Origin of the sequence: Blastopirellula marina (genome assembly GCF_002967715.1) — a bacterium.
GTDB classification, from domain to species: Bacteria; Planctomycetota; Planctomycetia; order Pirellulales; family Pirellulaceae; genus Bremerella; species Bremerella marina_B.
In genome coordinates, this window is the sequence record NZ_PUIA01000042.1 from 95,033 (window position 1) to 110,131 (window position 15,099).

Consider the following 15,099-nt stretch of genomic DNA (forward strand, 5'->3'; position numbering starts at 1 on the left):
CTTACCGTCTACTGCTTTAACTCTGCGTTGAATTGGTGAATCGCTCGAGCGACGCCTTCGCCTGCTGAGCCGTGGTTTCGAGGGCCTTTTGCCGAAGTTGCTTCAGCCGGTTGGCGACACTGCCATCGAATACCGTGTCCCCAACATGCAGGACCAGTCCGCCGATGACACTCGGATCGACTTCTGACTTGAGAACGACTTCCCGACCCAGCTTGGCTTTCAAGCTGGCCGTCAGGCTATCCGACAATTCCTTCGATAGTTCAGTTGCCGTTGTCGCGGTAATCTCGACCAAGCCAAGACGCTCGTTGTTGAGCTTCACGGCGGCATCGTAAATTTCTCGCAGGCAGTCTTGTCGTTCGTGCTGGGTGACGACCTTCAGGAAGGTCAGCAAGACGGGGTTCATCTTGCCGCTGAAGGCCTTATCCAGCACGGCGATACGCTGATCTTCCGAAAGAATACTGCCAGCGATTGCATGACGTAGATCTTCGCGTTGGTCGATCACGTCGTGAATCAGTGAGCCGAATTCGTCCAGGATGACGTCGGTCTGGCCAGCATCATCGGCCGCTCCCAACAGCGCCTTGGCATACACGGAGCCAATGCGTTGTCGGCTAAGATCGAACGTTTGTTTGTCGGAAGATGTTCCAGCCATGGTGCTGAAGGATATCCTGACGGAGGTGAAGTCGTTACTTGGTTTCGATGACGCAAGGCTGCTTAGTTGTTGCTAGGCAGCTTGGAGATCGAATCCTGAATCAAATTAGCATGGTCTTCGGGGGTCAGTTCCTTGCGGGTGATTTGTCCCGCCAGGTCGACTGCCATGTTGACCGAAGCTTGAGCTAGTTCATTGATCGCGGCACCCTTGGCAGCGTCGATTTCGCGGATCGCACGATCACGCTCAGCCGAGGCCGACTGCTGGGCAGCTTCCACGATCTGCTTGGCTTTTTCGTCAGCCGTTTTGATCGCGTCATCCCGCATCTGCTTGATTTCCTGCTGGGCTTCGGAAAGCTGACGAGTGTACTCGGCCAACTTGGCGTTGGCTTGTTCGTACATCTCTTCGGCCTTCTTCATTTTGCCTTCCATCGAGTTCTCGCGGGCCTTGAGGCCAGAGAGAATCGGCGACCAGGCAAACTTGCCCAGCACAACCACCAACAAGATGAACACAAGCAACGTAAACATCGCCAGATCGAGGCTTGGCTCATGCGGTGCCTCTAGCATGTCGGTTGCGTCATTGTGCGACAAATCGTGAGGGTCGTGATGGAATTCATCCGGAGCGTCATCGCTGACATGCGGATGGTTGACGTCAGCAGCGTGTTCATCCTTTTTCGGATGGGCTGCTTCGTCAGCATGTTCCGCTTCCTTGGCTGGAGCTTCTTCAGCAGCGGCCATGGGCGCAGGATCTGACTCCGCAGGCTTGGGTTCTTCATCCTGGGACCAAGCCGGAGCCAGGAAGATGCCCAATAGCAGGAGGACCGTGAGACCACTCCAGTGCGTGCGTTTCAAATGAGTGCTGCGCATATCTAATCAATTCCGGAAATGCTGGGGGAACGAAAGCAAACGGCGTCGGCGACGCAAATAGTTACGGGCCGAACCAGCAAATAACCAGCGCGAAGAAGGTAAAACCTTCGATAAGAGCGGCGGCAATAATCATGGCCGTCTGGATGTTACCAGAAACTTCCGGTTGACGTGCCATGCTTTCCAGAGCACTGGCAGCCAGCTTGCCGATACCGTAACCGGCACCGATAACCACCAAGCCGATACCGATGTAGTTCAGTTTCAGGTCACCCACGTTGCTTTGGGCCATGGCGGGAGCAGTAAGTGCCAGCAAAGCAAAAACACTCATGATGCTCAATTTGACAAAGTTGATCACGGAACAGGTCTCCTCAACCGTAACAAAAGGCGTTTACGCGTATTTCAGTGAAACAAAAGGTACATTCAAAATGGAAGCGATGCAGGCACCCAGCCATGCAAGCCGGTGTCTTCAACTTAGTGACTGTGCGTCTCTGAGTTGATGAACAATGCCGTGAGCAACGCGAAGACATAGGCTTGCAGGAACGCCACGAACAATTCGAGGCAACTCAGAAGCACACTGCCTAGCAAAATCACGATGACAACCGGCCAGGCTACCGCACTGGGCACGCCAACCGCTGTCTGAATCTGTACTGCCAATCCCATGATGGCCAAAAGCACCACGTGCCCGGCTACCATGTTCGCTAAAAGACGAATGCCAAGCACCGCGTGTTTGATCAGCAAGCCCAGCAGTTCAATGATGAACATCATTGGCTTGATGATAATGGCGATGACCGTGGGAAGCTCCATGCCGGGAACCAGGTTCAACCAAACCCCAACCACACCAAAAGTTCGCGCACCAGCGGCCATGCCTATAAACAGCACGGCGACAGCAAGGGTTACCGTGACACTGATCGAACCGGTGGGGGAACCCATCCAAGGAATCAACCCGAAGAGATTGCAGCCCAGGATGAAGAAGAACAGGGTCCAGATGATCGGTACGAAGTGATCCGCACCGTGGTGGATATTTGCTTTGGCGACATCTTTACGCAGGAACGTAATGAAGACGTCGATCAAGTTCCAGAACCAACCCTTGGGGAGTTGACCCTGGGAAACTCGCCTGGCGTAGGCGATGAAAACGGCCGTGATGATCACAGCCACGAAGAACTCGATAACCATGAACTTCGAGATCGCGAAGCCTGCTTCCTTTTGATAAAGGTTGCGAAGCTCACCGCCAAACACCTGGGGAATCAAGATCTTGCCGCTCAACGCTTGGTTGTAGCCTTCGATCTTGGTCGGAGCCCATTTGACGTGTTGGTGATCAGCCGGCAAGGCTTTGTAATCCGCGACCGTGTATTCTTCAGCGACTTCAACACCCCGTTCAGCCCAGACAAGTGCTTCGCCGCCTGAGGTGAGGCTTTCGTCGACCTTGTGGGTCAGGTAACGCGTGATTGGTTTGCCGTGGTTGCCAGGTTCGTGCAGCCAATGTTCGTAATCGTGAATAAAGTCGGCTTCACTTGGCAGGCCGACTGCTCCATCTTCCGCCAGACGGTGGTACACCTCGTGGGCTTGCCACGACTGGAAGCCTGGATCGAGCTTGACCCAGACGTCAGGGAAGTCGGAATGTGACTGGTGATCGTGCTTCCACAACCACTTCGGAACTTCGAAGTAGTAACTGTCTTTGATGTGGAGCAGGATCTCGTCAGCGGCCATTGGTTAGACGGCTTTCTTAATAGTGGTTGTCTGCGATACGAGTTGGACAGCCAATATGGTTTCGACCACAAGGGTCAAAAGGTAGTAGACCAATATCATGCCAAACAATCCGGCATCAGCAAGCGGGCCACCAGCCTTGTGCATCAACATTCCAAAAACTAGTGGAATTCCCGCTCGGAAAAACATTCCCAGCAGCACGGATTGCACTCGTAGTTCGGTGTCTCGCAGGAAAATTGCCGTGAGTATTGCAGCTTCCATTGCGACCAGCACTACTGACGCGGCCGTGATCGCAGCGAGGATGCCGTTGATCTCGAACCGGGTGTAGCCATAGGCCGCAAAGAACGGGAATACTCCGAGCACTCCCAGCAGCATCCACAGGCATGGCAGGAAGTCTCGCCATCCCAATTGGGCATTTTGCTTTTCAGAAGTGTTGGCTTTGGGGGTATTCATCACTTCGTCTTGCGGGGCATATGGTTTATGAAGGTTTACGGCGGGTCATCTTGACTCGCCTCGCCGGGGGCGTCCTTCACGCGTCCGCTTGTTTGCTCAGTGGTGGCCATCAGCACCAGGTGCGTCATGCCAAATATGAGTCCAATGAAAAAGCCGATCAGGGCAAAGATAGAAAACTGGAAGCCCAGGGTTTGGTCGAGCCAGTAACCCAGCAAGCCTGGCACAATCATCTCGCCGCAAATTGAAAAAATGCGTCCTACCCAAAGGTAGGCTCTCGCAATCGGAGACATGTCCGTTGGGAGGCGAGGTGCCAAGGCGATTGCCTTTGCTGATGGAGGACTTCCGGCTCGCTTTGCTATATGCTGATTGGGGCTTACCGTGAACTCATGGCGGTCAATCTATTTCATCCAGCTGGCAGGGTCAATCAGGTGAAACAGCCGTAGCGAGGGAATTCGTGGAATTTTTCACAAAGTCCACCCCCAGCCTTTTAGAATGGGTGAATCCTTGTTTCTGTCGAGGGGGTGTGGGTGGCTCAGGAGGACTGTGTTTGTTGCCTAGTCGAAGCATCTATCGGTAGAAGGTTGCTCGACGCGCTAAAAATCCTTCGCAGAACGCATATCTTCTGGAAAAATGCAAAACCATACCCAAATTAGAGGCGTATCACCTGGCAGTGGCACGTTGCATTTCTACCTCAGTTTAGCTACAATCAGATTTCGTCGGCATTCCGAAAAAGCCACCCTGTAGGGCTGTATCTGATTCGCTCAGAAGCAGTGCTTTGTATTGCTCCATAAAATACGCAATTAGCGATTTAATGGGGCGGATTACGGCTTTTTGTGATATGTCGTCCGCTGCTTGTCGGCGACGAGAGAAACCTACCAACAACCCTTTGCCAGTTGCATCCCCGTAATTGGCCTTTTCGCAAGTTCATTTCACTTCCCTTTTCACTTGCGTTTCAGGTGAAGGTTCTGCTCAGGGATCGAGCGGGGCGTGTCGAGTGACCCCAGTCATGGACGACGACCCCCCAAAATTCGTTTAGCCTCGGGGCGACATAACTACTCCCCCAGTCGACGTAGGCCGCACATCCTTTGAGCCAGGAGGACTAATCTTGATCACCGCCGCTTCACTCAAGGAATATACAGCAAAGGATTTAGCTCAAATGGCGAAGCGTCGCGGTGTGACCGGTTGGCACGCGATGCGAAAGGATGAACTCGTTAAGGCGTTGATTAAAGCCGCCAAATCGAGTGGTACCGCAGCCAAGAGCAAGTCCACCGCCAAGCCCAAGAAAGCGAAGGCCGCACCTGCCAAGCCGGCACCGACGGTCGCCAAGAAGCCACCGGTGGCCAAGGCCAAGCCGGCTGCTACCGCCAAACGACGCCCTGCCAAAGCCAAGCCCGAGAAGAAGTCTGACCCGAAGGTCGTCGAATCCATTCGCACGATGTATCAGCAGCGCCAGGCCGCTAAGGACCTGGGGACCAGTTCGGCGGACCAGAAGGGTGCTGATCGTCTCGTGCTGATGGTTCGAGACTCGTATTGGATGCATGCCTGTTGGGAAGTCTCGCGTAAAGCCATCGACCGAGCCAAGGCTGCCCTGGCTCAAGACTGGCATACCTCGACTCCGATGCTTCGCGTTATGGAAGTCGACGGAGAGGTCATGACCAGCGGTTCCGAACGCCTGGTCAAGCAGATCGAGATTCATGGTGGTGTCAAGAATTGGTACATCGACGTTGCCGATCCTCCAAAGAGTTACCGCTGCCACTTGGGTTATCTGGCCACCAACGGACGATTTCATGCGATTGCTCGCAGCAATGTCGTGACCACACCGCGCCCTGGTTCATGCGAAGAAATTGACGGGAACTGGGACGATGTGGCTGATAACGTTGAAAAGATCTACGCTCTCAGTGGCGGTGCCGACGAAGAACACGCCGATGGCGAACTGCGAGAAATGCTCGAACAGCGTTTCCGTCGCCCGGTTGGTATGCCGATGGCTGCCCGTTTGGGGTTGGTCGGAGATCAGTTCTGTAATGGTAAGCCGAATCAAGACTTCGACCTCAACATTGAAGTCGAGATGATCGTTTGCGGTTCGACCAAAGCAGGTTCCTATGTCACACTGTCCGGTGAGCCTGTCAAGGTTCGCGAGGATGGTACCTTCATGGTGAAGATGGACTTCCCTGACAAGCGGCAGATTTTTCCAATCGTGGCTCGCTCGAAGGATGGTCTGGAGCAGCGGACAATTGCCTTGGCAGTGGAGAGAAACACCAAGGCCATGGATCCGATTTCGCACGATCCTCGCGACTCCAACGGTAGTTAGTAGGATCGCCGATATGGGGGCGAAAGAAGGAATTTGCGAGGAATTCCTTCTTAATTATTTCGCCGCCAAGTATTCAAATTCGCGCAAGGGTTGGTACGATTGAGAGCGTACCAACCCTTCTTTGCTTCTTGTTCGAGGTCCTTCCGATGCCCACGTCTCGCCGTGAATTTCTCGCTAATTGCTCAGCCGCCGCGGCTGCCGGACTAACCTTGGCGACGCCTGCTTCGTTGTTGGCAGCAGACAACACGACATCCACCGGCGAGAAGCGAATCAAGAAGGCGGTAAAGATTGGCATGGTCGGGGTGAAAGGGACTCTGGCTGAAAAGATGACCGTCCTGAAGGAACTTGGCTTTGACGGGCTCGAACTCAATTCGCCCGGCGGTCCTGAGCCTGAAGAGGTTCAAGAGGCAATCAAGGTTTCTGGTATCCCGATTCATGGCGTAGTGGATTCTATTCATTGGAATACGCGTCTTTCTGACCCCGACGAAGAGATTCGTCAGAAGGGGCTCGATGGCCTGATTACGGCCATTAAGGCCAGCAAGGCCTACGGTGGCACGAGCGTTTTATTGGTGCCAGGCGTTGTGAACAACGACGTCACCTATGACCAATGCTGGGAGCGATCGATCGAGCAGATCAAGAAGGCCTTGCCGATTGCCAAGGAAGAAAACATTCAGATCCTGATGGAAAACGTGTGGAATAACTTCCTGACCGACCCGAAGGAAACGGCACGCTTCATCGACGAATTGGACAGCGACATGGTGGGTGCCTACTTCGATGTTGGCAACACCGTGAAGTTCTCGCCACCACACGAGTGGATTCCAATTCTCGGCCCACGCATCAAAAAGCTCGACATCAAAGATTATGGCAAAGGAAAGGGCTTCGGTGCCAAACTGCTGGAAGGTGATGTCGACTGGCCGAAGGTCATGGGCGAGCTTCGCGTGATCGATTACCAAGGATGGGCGACTGCGGAAATCTCAGGTGGTGGACGTGAACGGCTCACGGAAATCGCCGATCGGATGGATCGCATCTTCGCCAGCTAACGAGCGAGTTCAAGATAATTTCGGCCTGTTCGTTCTTTGAATGAACAGGCCTTTTTTGTTGGTGATCAGAATGAATCACTGCGCCTGGGCAGTGCTTAGCTATTGTCGATCGATACCTGAATCAATTGATTCAAACTTCCTGACTTCAGTCCGCCAAGATCCAGCGTAACGAACTTGAAGCCGATCTCGGTTAGTTGCCGTTCAAGTGTTTCGCGGTTTTCTGGCTTGGCAATCCACTCGATCGATTCGATGGGAACTTCCAGCCGAGCCAAGTCCCCATCGTGGTAACGCACGCGCAGGTCTCGCAGGCCTAGCGACCGCAATGTGTCCTCGGCAAGTTCGACCATCTTCAGGCGCTCCGGCGTGACTTGCACGCCGTACGCAATTCGACTTGCTAGGCAGGGGGAAGCAGGGCGGTCCCATACGGGAATATCCCACTCTTTGGCGATCTCGCGGAGCGTGTTTTTGTCGATCTCGCACTCAAGAAGGGGAGAGCGTACGCCGGCATTAGCTGCGGCGATCATGCCTGGACGATGGTCTCCTCGGTCGTCTAGATTCGCCCCATTCACAATGACGGTCGTTTGAAAGTGCGAACGAATTGCCGTCAGGTGGTCATACAGTTCCGACTTGCAGTGAAGGCAGCGGTCAGATGCATTGGCGACATAGCCAGGCCGGTCCAGTTCAGCCGTCTGGATGACTTCGTGCCGAATGCCAATGGCCTCGGCCGTCTCTTGGGCAATCCGTAGATCCCGCTCGGCAACGCTGGGGCTTTTGGCCGTAACGGCAAACGACTTTTCCCCGAGCGCGAGCACCGCGGCTTTGGCTACCACGCTGCTGTCGACACCCCCTGAAAAGGCAACCAGGCAGGAATCCAGGTCGTGAAACCAGCGAAGCAGACGCTCGCGGGCCGGAAGTGAAACGTCGTGGGTCATGGGTTGGGAAAAGTGGAATACGAACTAGTGAAGGGCAAATGTGTTAGGCGATCTGCTATTCTAGCCAAGTTTCGTGCGGTGGAAAACGCTCAGACAATGACACTTGCCAGGGCCTTTTCAAGCATGTCGCGTTCGGCGAGTGCGCTTCGCCACTCTTCAGGGATGCCTGTTTCGCCCCAGTAAGCACCAGCCAGTTGACCGCAGACGGCACCGGTTGTGTCGGCATCGTCTCCTAAATTGACCGAAGCAAGGACAGCGTCTTGGAAGTTATCCGAACGAGCAAACGCCCACAACGCCGCTTCGAGACTCTTCACCACATAACCACTGCCGACAATTTCAGGCGGTTCTCGATCGCGAAAACTTCCGTTAACAACATCCTCGATTTCCGGAGCAAGGGGGGCAAACGATTGGAGTCGCTCAAGTGCTTCCCACTTCGGATCAAGGACGAGGTCTCGCTTCAGTCAATGAATCAAACCGGCGAGTACTAGTGCCATATAACGACACGCTGACAGGCAAATCTCACTGGCATGCGTCGGAAAGCTCGACTCCTCGGCACGCGTGGCGAGTTCGCTGATGTTATCGGGAAAGTGTTCGGCGTATCGAATCGGCACAGGAGCCAGACGCATGATCGATCCGTTGCCACTTGATTGCGGATCTCTGCTCGCGGACGACTTGGCATCCCGCGATGCTGCGAAGCGAAGCAGGGCTGATCGTGTGGCGATGCCAACATCGAAGCAGGTTCCATTGACTGAATACGCCCCGGTTTGCATCCAGGCCAGATAACGCTTGGCTTGGTCGTTGAGGTCCCAGCCTGCTTCCCCCATGCTGTCAGCTAAGGCCAACGCCATGCTCGTATCATCGGTCCACTGGCCTGGTTCCAGTCGATGAGGTCCGCCGTCCCGATACCCAGTTACCGGAGGGAACGATCCAGGCGGCTTGAATTCCACGGCCGCTCCCAGGGCATCGCCAACCGCCAGCCCAAGCAGGCACCCACGTTTTCGGTCCGTCATCGATTCACTCATCGCAAGAGACTCTCCCAGATCAATTGTGCCGACTACGAGCAATTGCAGAACAATACAAATTGCGGCGGATAGAAAGTATCTCAGCAGAGAATGACGCACCAGCGCCCGCAGAAAGAAAAGCACGCCCAGCAGGATTCGAACCTGCGACCTGCGGTTTAGAAGACCGCTGCTCTATCCGGCTGAGCTATGGGCGCAAAAGCTTGGGGGAACCAAGTTCTCTAGATTCTAGCTGATGTGGCGTGAACGCCAAGGCGAAGTGTTCGAGGAATCGTGTGAATCGAGCCTCTAGGTCTCAGGCTGGTTTTATTGAAACGACACAGTTTGAGCCGAAAGGATCGCGATTCGATTGCTCTTTGTCCAGCTTTTACGGCCTATTGCCCGGAATCCTCCGCAGGCTTGTCGCCTTCGGCCGCTGCGTCTGGGGTTTCTTCGGTTGCGGCTGGTTTCTCTTCAACTGCTGGCTCGGCCTTCACTTCGGCTGGTTTCATAGGCTCGACCGGAGCGTCCGCAGGCTTTTCTTCTGCGGGGGGCTCTTCCTTGGGTGCTTCCTTATCATTTGGCTTGTCGGTGGCTTCCGGTTGGAGCATCGGCTGAGCTGCCGGTTGCTGTGCCGCTGGTGGTCGCATCATGCCCATGCCTGGCCCGCCTGGGAAGACGCGGCCTGGGGCTCCGCTGGGTTGGTTGGTGGGTTGATTGATTGGCGTGCCCAGTTGATCGCGTTTGAGCAGAATCTTCGCGACATCTTCTGCCTTGACGACGTAGTACCAGTCGGCAAAGCGAGTGTTGAGCTCGAAGATCTTTTGAGTCGCGATGTTCTTTTTTTCGCGATAGGCGATCATCGCGGCATCGTTCTCTTGAAGGATCCTTTCGCGAGCCTTGGCTTGCGCTTCGATGTCCTGGTCTTCTCCTTCTTTGATTTCCGGAACCTCTTGCAGCATCGGTGGAGGGAGCATTTCGTCGACCAGTTCCGTTTGCACGAACAGGAACTGCTGCTTCTGGTTTTTGTCGTCACCACCCAGGCTCTCCAGACCGAACAAGAGTCGGTAGCGAATCGCATCTTGGGTCTCGATAACCAGTTCTCCGTTCATGCCGATCAGCTTCGGTTCGGTTTCTCCTGGCAAGGTGTATCCGAAGAAACCGTTGGCGAACAAGGCGGGAAGGTCTTCTTGGTTGAACTCTTTGACCCCTTCCCCTTTTTTGAGCGCTTCGGCGAGCTGCTCTGGCTTGCGGTAGACGTCGACGATCGTCAAGTCGTCGAGCGAATTGCGAATCTCGTCTAGTTTTTCAACGTTCAGCTTATCGCTAGCTGGCAACTCGGCAGCGGTCAACTGGGTAGGATCGTTGGGTGCAGTCTCTTGCAGGCTGAGAAGACGCCAGTCGCTGCGTTCGGCATTGAAAGCCACCGTGGCGTCCATCTGCGGCAAGACCGTCAGGCGATTGTTCGCAGCTTGGGTCGTGTAGTTGCGGAAGCGAAGCGAAGTCACATCAAACGGGTTGAGCTGCAGCAAGTCTTTGTCGATCCAGTCGGAAAACTCGGTCGAAAAGACCGTTGGGTCCAGACGCACCAGATAGATTCGATCACGCCCCGGGACGCGAACGTAATGTAATTGTGGATCTTCCTTGTCGGCCGCACCAATAATCAAATTTGCCAGCTTCTTATCGCTTTTGCCATTGATGGTCACCATCTGGCCTACTCCTTCATCGGCCGCCGAAATGGCGTTGGCATTGGGTTCAACGACTCCATATTCGGCTTGCTGGCCAGGAAGATCGCTGACAATGCGAAGCACCTTCAAGTCGACCAGACTGTTGGCAGCTTTGGTCATGTGCTGTGTTGCGTTGGCCGGGTAGCCACCCTTGGTTTTGATCTGCCAGCCTTCCTTGGTGTTCGCGACCTCAAAGCGGCGGATCTGGCCACGGTCGGAATCGAAGCGGGTAACTTGCATCGATTCGGCTTGCAGCGGGTCGGTGAACTCAGGGAAGAGAGGCTGGTTGACTTCCTCTTCCGGAGTGCTGGTTGCCGGTGCGGGACGCGAGACGTACGCCAGGCCTCCCATGACGACAGCCACGGCCAGAAAGATCAACGTTTTAACGGCTTCACTCATGACGAAATACTTTTTTATGAATGCGTAAAAATCTTCGCGAATATTCAGGCAGTAGCGTCCGCTACTTGATAATTCGGTCTTTCGACAAGCCTTCGCGTTCCTTCAAACGTCGCAGTACAAAGACCACGATACCAATGACAATCGGTGGAATCGGAGGAAGGGCAACGGCCAATGTTTTAACCTGATTCTGATAGGCCAGAATCTCACGATTCAACTCGCGCGTGATCCGTTCTTGCTCGCGTTGGGCATCGGCCTGAATCTTTTGCATCGCCGCACGCTTCTTGTTCTGAACGTCTTGTTCGCGCTGGGCATATTCCAACTGCAACGATTGGATCTCTTGCAGTTCTGCAGGCCGAATCTCGCCACCTTGATTTGCGCGAGCTTTGAGCGTGTTGATCTTTCGGGTCAGATCTTCCAGTGGCTTCTGAAGTTCTTTATCCAGTTGTTGCTCTTGTGCTTCAGCACTTAACGAAGCTTCACGAAGTGCCAGATCACTTTCGGTTTTCGCCGAATCGGTCAAGCGTTCCATCAAGCCCAAACGAGCGATCGGTTCGCTACGGCTGCGGATGGGGATGTACTCGTCATCACCAGCCAGCTTGTCGATCAGGTTCAACAGGAAGTTGGTGTTGTCGATTTGCATTTCGGAACTGTCGGCACTTTGGGCACGCAGTTGGACGAACACCGAATGCAGCAGGTCGATATCCCCGACCATGGCCACGTTGATCGCTCCATCCGAGTTCTTCGCCTGGGGGGTGTCGGCTTCTGGTTCTTTTCCTTCTTCCCCCTTTGTTTCCGCGTTGGCATCCGCTGGAGCTTCAGCCTTGGCGGCGTTTTCGGCGACCGATGGAGGTGTCCCTTGGATGAGAGCTGCCAGCACGAACGGATCAGGGGCACCGCCGGTGGGGCCATAAACGGGTTGCCGCTTGGCTTCGATGCGTCGCAGGTCTTGTCCTGCGCTGCCAAGGTCTTGCACCGAGATCGTTCCGATCTTGGTGCCTGTGGTGACCAGAGGCGTGAACGTCATGCTCTTGGGGTAGCCAGGCTGTTTCTGAATCGCCCCACTGTATAGGAAGAGCAATTGACGCAGATCCATTGTGACGTCGACCGTATTGTTCAGCGCTTCGTACTCAGGAGCACCCGGCGTGAAACGATCGGCGAAGACGTATTCCTTCGTGATGGCCCCCAGATTTCGCAGGCGAACTTCGGGGTTGTAATCTTGCCACACGATCGATGGTTGGTAGTAGCGATCAGTTGGTAGCTGCTTGCCGGGCATCGAAATATGCAGCAAATCCCACAGTTGACGAATATCCCCCTTCGGTTCTGGCGGACGGCGGCCGGGGAATGGGTTGCGTTTGTCTTGGCCGATCGCCGTGGCTTGTGCCATCAGGGCCGGAGCCGGGTCATCAAAGATGGCCGTTGGTACGCCGGCCTTAACTGCGTCGAGGAAGTTCTTCATCGCTGCCGGAGACAGGCTCGACGGCTGTACAGCGAGAAGCACATCATACGAACTGGGGTCGATCACCGAGGAAGGGTCGACTTCAATCACGTCGTATTGCTTCTCGAGTTCGGTGATGATCTGCTGAGGTGGAATATTCTGGAAGCCACCCAGTGGGTTTTGTTGAATACCACCAAACAGCTGCGCATCGGTCTGCAAAACCCCCAGGCGTTTCCGTTTCTTTTCAGAAACCGTACCAATCGATCGCACCAATTCGTACTCGACCGGCACGCCGTTGTCGAAGAAGGGGATCACGACTTTCTCCAGGCCGCGCTGAACCGCTGCACCCAGAATCACTTCTTCCTGAGCGAGGGCACCACGCTGCTGCGAGATCAACTCGCGTGGCTGAATGCCGTACGTCTCACGGGCGATGTCAGCTGTCTCGCTAAAGGGCTCCAGGCCGTCGTGAATCACCACGTTGATCTTCGACCCGCTCAGGGCTCGGAACTCGTTCAAGTAATTGATCAGGTCGAGCTTGGTTTGGGCGTAGTTCTTTGGAACGTTGGCACTGACAAACGCTTCAATACGAACCGGTTGGTCGGTCGAAAGGTTACGAACCAATTGCTTGGTTTGTGGAAGCAGGCTGCTGGTGCCGTTCTCCGTATAGTCCCAGCGAACGTCATTGATAACAAAGAAGAGCGTGCTTGCGAAAGCGATCACCAGCAGACAGGTCGCGCGGATGATGTAATGCCCCAGAAGGGACTCGCCATCTTTTCCACCCAGCCAGTGTCGCCGGCCAATCAGGACCATGGCCAGGTAAATGCCGACGACCGTCATCATCAGGAAGTAGGCCAGAGAACTGATCGAGATCACCCCGCGACCAAAGTCGGCAAACTGCTTTCCCATACTCGCTTCGCTGAGAAAACCGACCCATTCGTTCTGCGTGACGAACGCGTCGGAGTATTGCAGCAAAACGAACGGAGCGTTGACCAGGATACCCAGCACGAAGCCCAAGGTCAGGTTGTTGGTCATGAACGAAGCCACCATCCCCAAGGCGATCATCGTCAAGCCGATGAACCAGTAACCGATATACGTGGTGATAAAGAGACCAGCGTCGAGCGAACCAAGCGACAGGGCATCGAGTACCAGGAAGTTACAGATCTGTGAGAAGACGAGCGAGACACTGAACACCGACACGGCGGCCAGGTACTTACCGATCACGATATCGAAGTCGGTCGCCGGCAAGGTTAGCAGCAGTTCGTCCGTCCCCAGACGCTTTTCGTCCGCCCACAAACCCATGGTGATCGTGGGAATGAAGATCAGCATGATGAGCGTGATTTGCGAGTTAAGCTCGTTCAGGTTCGCCAGGTTCGCGTTGAAGAACTCGTGCGGCCAGAACGCGGCCATCGAGGTCAGCAAAACGAAGATCGCGAGAAAGACATAACCGGTGGGATTGCTGAAGTACGACTTGAAGTTCCGCTTCATCACCGCGTACGAAGCCTTCTTGGCGACCGATAGCGGAATGAGCAGGATGAAGTACGCCAGCAGGAACAGCAGGTCGAAGAGAACGAGTGTAAATAGCTTGATATAAAAATCGGCGGACATCTTTGATTACCGTGTGGCTGCGAAAGTTATTAGGCTAAAGTCGTTGAAGCGAAAGAAGCTCAGTTGTCCTCGCTTGTCTCGACAAGCACTTCGCCTTCTGGCTGGGTCAACGCATTCACCCCTTTGGTCATCCGATAGAAGGCATCGTCCAGGGTTTCGCCGGGCTGCTTCATGGCGTCGATACTTCCGTCGTAAATGAGACGACCTTCGTTGATCACGATGGCGCGGGTGGCCAACGCGTCGACTTCCTGGAAGATGTGGGTCGAAAGCAGGATCGTTTTCTCCTGGCCCAAGCGGCGGATCATATCACGCACGCCGCGAATCTGATTCGGGTCTAAACCGGACGTCGGTTCGTCCAGGATCAGCACTTCCGGTTCATGCAAAATGGCCTGAGCCATGCCGACACGTTGCTTATAGCCTTTGGACAACTTCGAGATTGGCTTGTGCAGCACGGTGTGCAGATTACAGAGATCGACCACTGCTTCGATACGTTCGGTCCGCTTGGCAGGGCTCATGCCGCGTGCCTCGCCGATGAACCAGAGCAGGCTGTGAGGAGTGGCATCGGGATAGAGCGGACCGTTTTCCGGCAGGTAACCCAGCACCGACGATCCCTGCAAACGCTGCGTGGCCATGTTGTAGCCCGCAATCCGGGCAACCCCTTCGCTGGGCGAAAGGTAACCGGTTAGCAGTTTCATGGTAGTGCTTTTGCCGGCACCGTTGGGGCCGAGGAACGCCACCACTTCGCCTCGATGGACTTTGAAGCTGATTTCTCGAGAGGCGGCAAAGATTCCGTAGAATTTGGAAAGCCGGTCGGCTTCGATCATCGGTAGATCGGAGTTTTGATCAACCATAGCAGTTCGTTTTTCTCAGGCTATCCGAAAGGCAGAGCAGGGGCCTCCAGTAAGATGGAGTACCTCGTCGGCCGGGATTAAAACACGTAGTGTAACGCAAGCGCTGGATGACATAAACTCCGGTCTGGTTAAGACTTG

The 15,099-nt window shown here is 54.7% G+C and carries 12 protein-coding genes, 1 tRNA gene and 1 pseudogene; 2 read left to right on the forward strand and 12 right to left on the reverse strand.

The window, feature by feature from the left end; translation table 11 throughout:
* Positions 1–16 precede the first annotated feature (16 nt).
* The 6 genes from atpH to C5Y96_RS15595 all read right to left on the reverse strand — a co-directional run bounded on the left by atpH (position 17) and on the right by C5Y96_RS15595 (position 3,980).
* Positions 17–649, reverse strand: a complete 633-nt coding sequence (atpH, locus tag C5Y96_RS15570; protein ID WP_105355126.1) for an ATP synthase F1 subunit delta — start codon at positions 647–649, stop codon at positions 17–19.
* Between the two features lie 62 nt (positions 650–711).
* A complete protein-coding gene (atpF, locus tag C5Y96_RS15575) occupies positions 712–1,512 on the reverse strand; it encodes a F0F1 ATP synthase subunit B (protein ID WP_105355129.1) in 801 nt (266 codons plus the stop codon).
* A 61-nt stretch (positions 1,513–1,573) separates the two neighbouring features.
* Complete coding sequence (gene atpE, locus C5Y96_RS15580; protein ID WP_105355332.1) at positions 1,574–1,798, reverse strand: ATP synthase F0 subunit C; 225 nt, start codon at positions 1,796–1,798, stop codon at positions 1,574–1,576.
* A gap of 182 nt (positions 1,799–1,980) precedes the next feature.
* Positions 1,981–3,216 (reverse strand): F0F1 ATP synthase subunit A, encoded by a 1,236-nt coding sequence (gene atpB, locus C5Y96_RS15585; protein ID WP_105355132.1) that lies wholly within the window; start codon positions 3,214–3,216, stop codon positions 1,981–1,983.
* 3 nt (positions 3,217–3,219) lie between these two features.
* Entirely contained in the window at positions 3,220–3,666 is a 447-nt protein-coding gene (locus C5Y96_RS15590) for a hypothetical protein (protein ID WP_105355134.1), read from the reverse strand.
* Positions 3,667–3,701: 35 nt separating this feature from the next.
* Positions 3,702–3,980, reverse strand: a complete 279-nt coding sequence (locus tag C5Y96_RS15595) for an AtpZ/AtpI family protein (protein ID WP_146115680.1) — start codon at positions 3,978–3,980, stop codon at positions 3,702–3,704.
* A gap of 791 nt (positions 3,981–4,771) precedes the next feature.
* Here C5Y96_RS15595 and C5Y96_RS15600 point away from each other — a divergent pair.
* Both C5Y96_RS15600 and C5Y96_RS15605 read left to right on the forward strand, forming a co-directional pair.
* Entirely contained in the window at positions 4,772–5,974 is a 1,203-nt protein-coding gene (locus tag C5Y96_RS15600; RefSeq protein WP_199188716.1) for a DUF4912 domain-containing protein, read from the forward strand.
* Positions 5,975–6,120: 146 nt separating this feature from the next.
* Positions 6,121–7,014: a sugar phosphate isomerase/epimerase family protein gene (locus C5Y96_RS15605; RefSeq protein ID WP_105355140.1), complete on the forward strand. Its 894-nt coding sequence runs from the start codon at positions 6,121–6,123 to the stop codon at positions 7,012–7,014.
* Positions 7,015–7,109: 95 nt separating this feature from the next.
* Here C5Y96_RS15605 and larE read toward each other — a convergent pair whose 3' ends face one another.
* From larE to C5Y96_RS15635, 6 genes and pseudogenes are all read right to left on the reverse strand, one after another.
* Complete coding sequence (larE, locus tag C5Y96_RS15610; protein WP_105355142.1) at positions 7,110–7,946, reverse strand: ATP-dependent sacrificial sulfur transferase LarE; 837 nt, start codon at positions 7,944–7,946, stop codon at positions 7,110–7,112.
* An 89-nt stretch (positions 7,947–8,035) separates the two neighbouring features.
* A pseudogene (locus tag C5Y96_RS27830) lies at positions 8,036–8,968 on the reverse strand (ADP-ribosylglycohydrolase family protein).
* Positions 8,969–9,088: 120 nt separating this feature from the next.
* Positions 9,089–9,162: transfer RNA gene (locus C5Y96_RS15620), tRNA-Arg, on the reverse strand.
* Positions 9,163–9,339: 177 nt separating this feature from the next.
* On the reverse strand, positions 9,340–11,070 hold the full coding sequence (locus tag C5Y96_RS15625; protein ID WP_105355144.1) for a DUF4340 domain-containing protein: 1,731 nt from the start codon (positions 11,068–11,070) through the stop codon (positions 9,340–9,342).
* A gap of 61 nt (positions 11,071–11,131) precedes the next feature.
* Entirely contained in the window at positions 11,132–14,110 is a 2,979-nt protein-coding gene (locus C5Y96_RS15630; RefSeq protein WP_105355153.1) for a Gldg family protein, read from the reverse strand.
* A gap of 59 nt (positions 14,111–14,169) precedes the next feature.
* Positions 14,170–14,961, reverse strand: coding sequence for an ABC transporter ATP-binding protein (locus C5Y96_RS15635; protein ID WP_233198983.1), 792 nt, complete (start codon positions 14,959–14,961; stop codon positions 14,170–14,172).
* Positions 14,962–15,099 lie beyond the last annotated feature (138 nt).

Coding starts and splice junctions, on each gene's coding strand:
- atpH (WP_105355126.1), bottom strand. CDS start 649: ATGGCTGGAACATCTTCCGACAAACAAACGTTCGATCTTAGCCGACAA.
- atpF (WP_105355129.1), bottom strand. CDS start 1,512: ATGCGCAGCACTCATTTGAAACGCACGCACTGGAGTGGTCTCACGGTC.
- C5Y96_RS15625 (WP_105355144.1), bottom strand. CDS start 11,070: ATGAGTGAAGCCGTTAAAACGTTGATCTTTCTGGCCGTGGCTGTCGTC.
- C5Y96_RS15605 (WP_105355140.1), top strand. CDS start 6,121: ATGCCCACGTCTCGCCGTGAATTTCTCGCTAATTGCTCAGCCGCCGCG.
- atpB (WP_105355132.1), bottom strand. CDS start 3,216: ATGGCCGCTGACGAGATCCTGCTCCACATCAAAGACAGTTACTACTTC.
- C5Y96_RS15630 (WP_105355153.1), bottom strand. CDS start 14,110: ATGTCCGCCGATTTTTATATCAAGCTATTTACACTCGTTCTCTTCGAC.
- atpE (WP_105355332.1), bottom strand. CDS start 1,798: ATGGCCCAAAGCAACGTGGGTGACCTGAAACTGAACTACATCGGTATC.
- C5Y96_RS15635 (WP_233198983.1), bottom strand. CDS start 14,961: ATGGTTGATCAAAACTCCGATCTACCGATGATCGAAGCCGACCGGCTT.
- C5Y96_RS15590 (WP_105355134.1), bottom strand. CDS start 3,666: ATGAATACCCCCAAAGCCAACACTTCTGAAAAGCAAAATGCCCAATTG.
- larE (WP_105355142.1), bottom strand. CDS start 7,946: ATGACCCACGACGTTTCACTTCCGGCCCGCGAGCGTCTGCTTCGCTGG.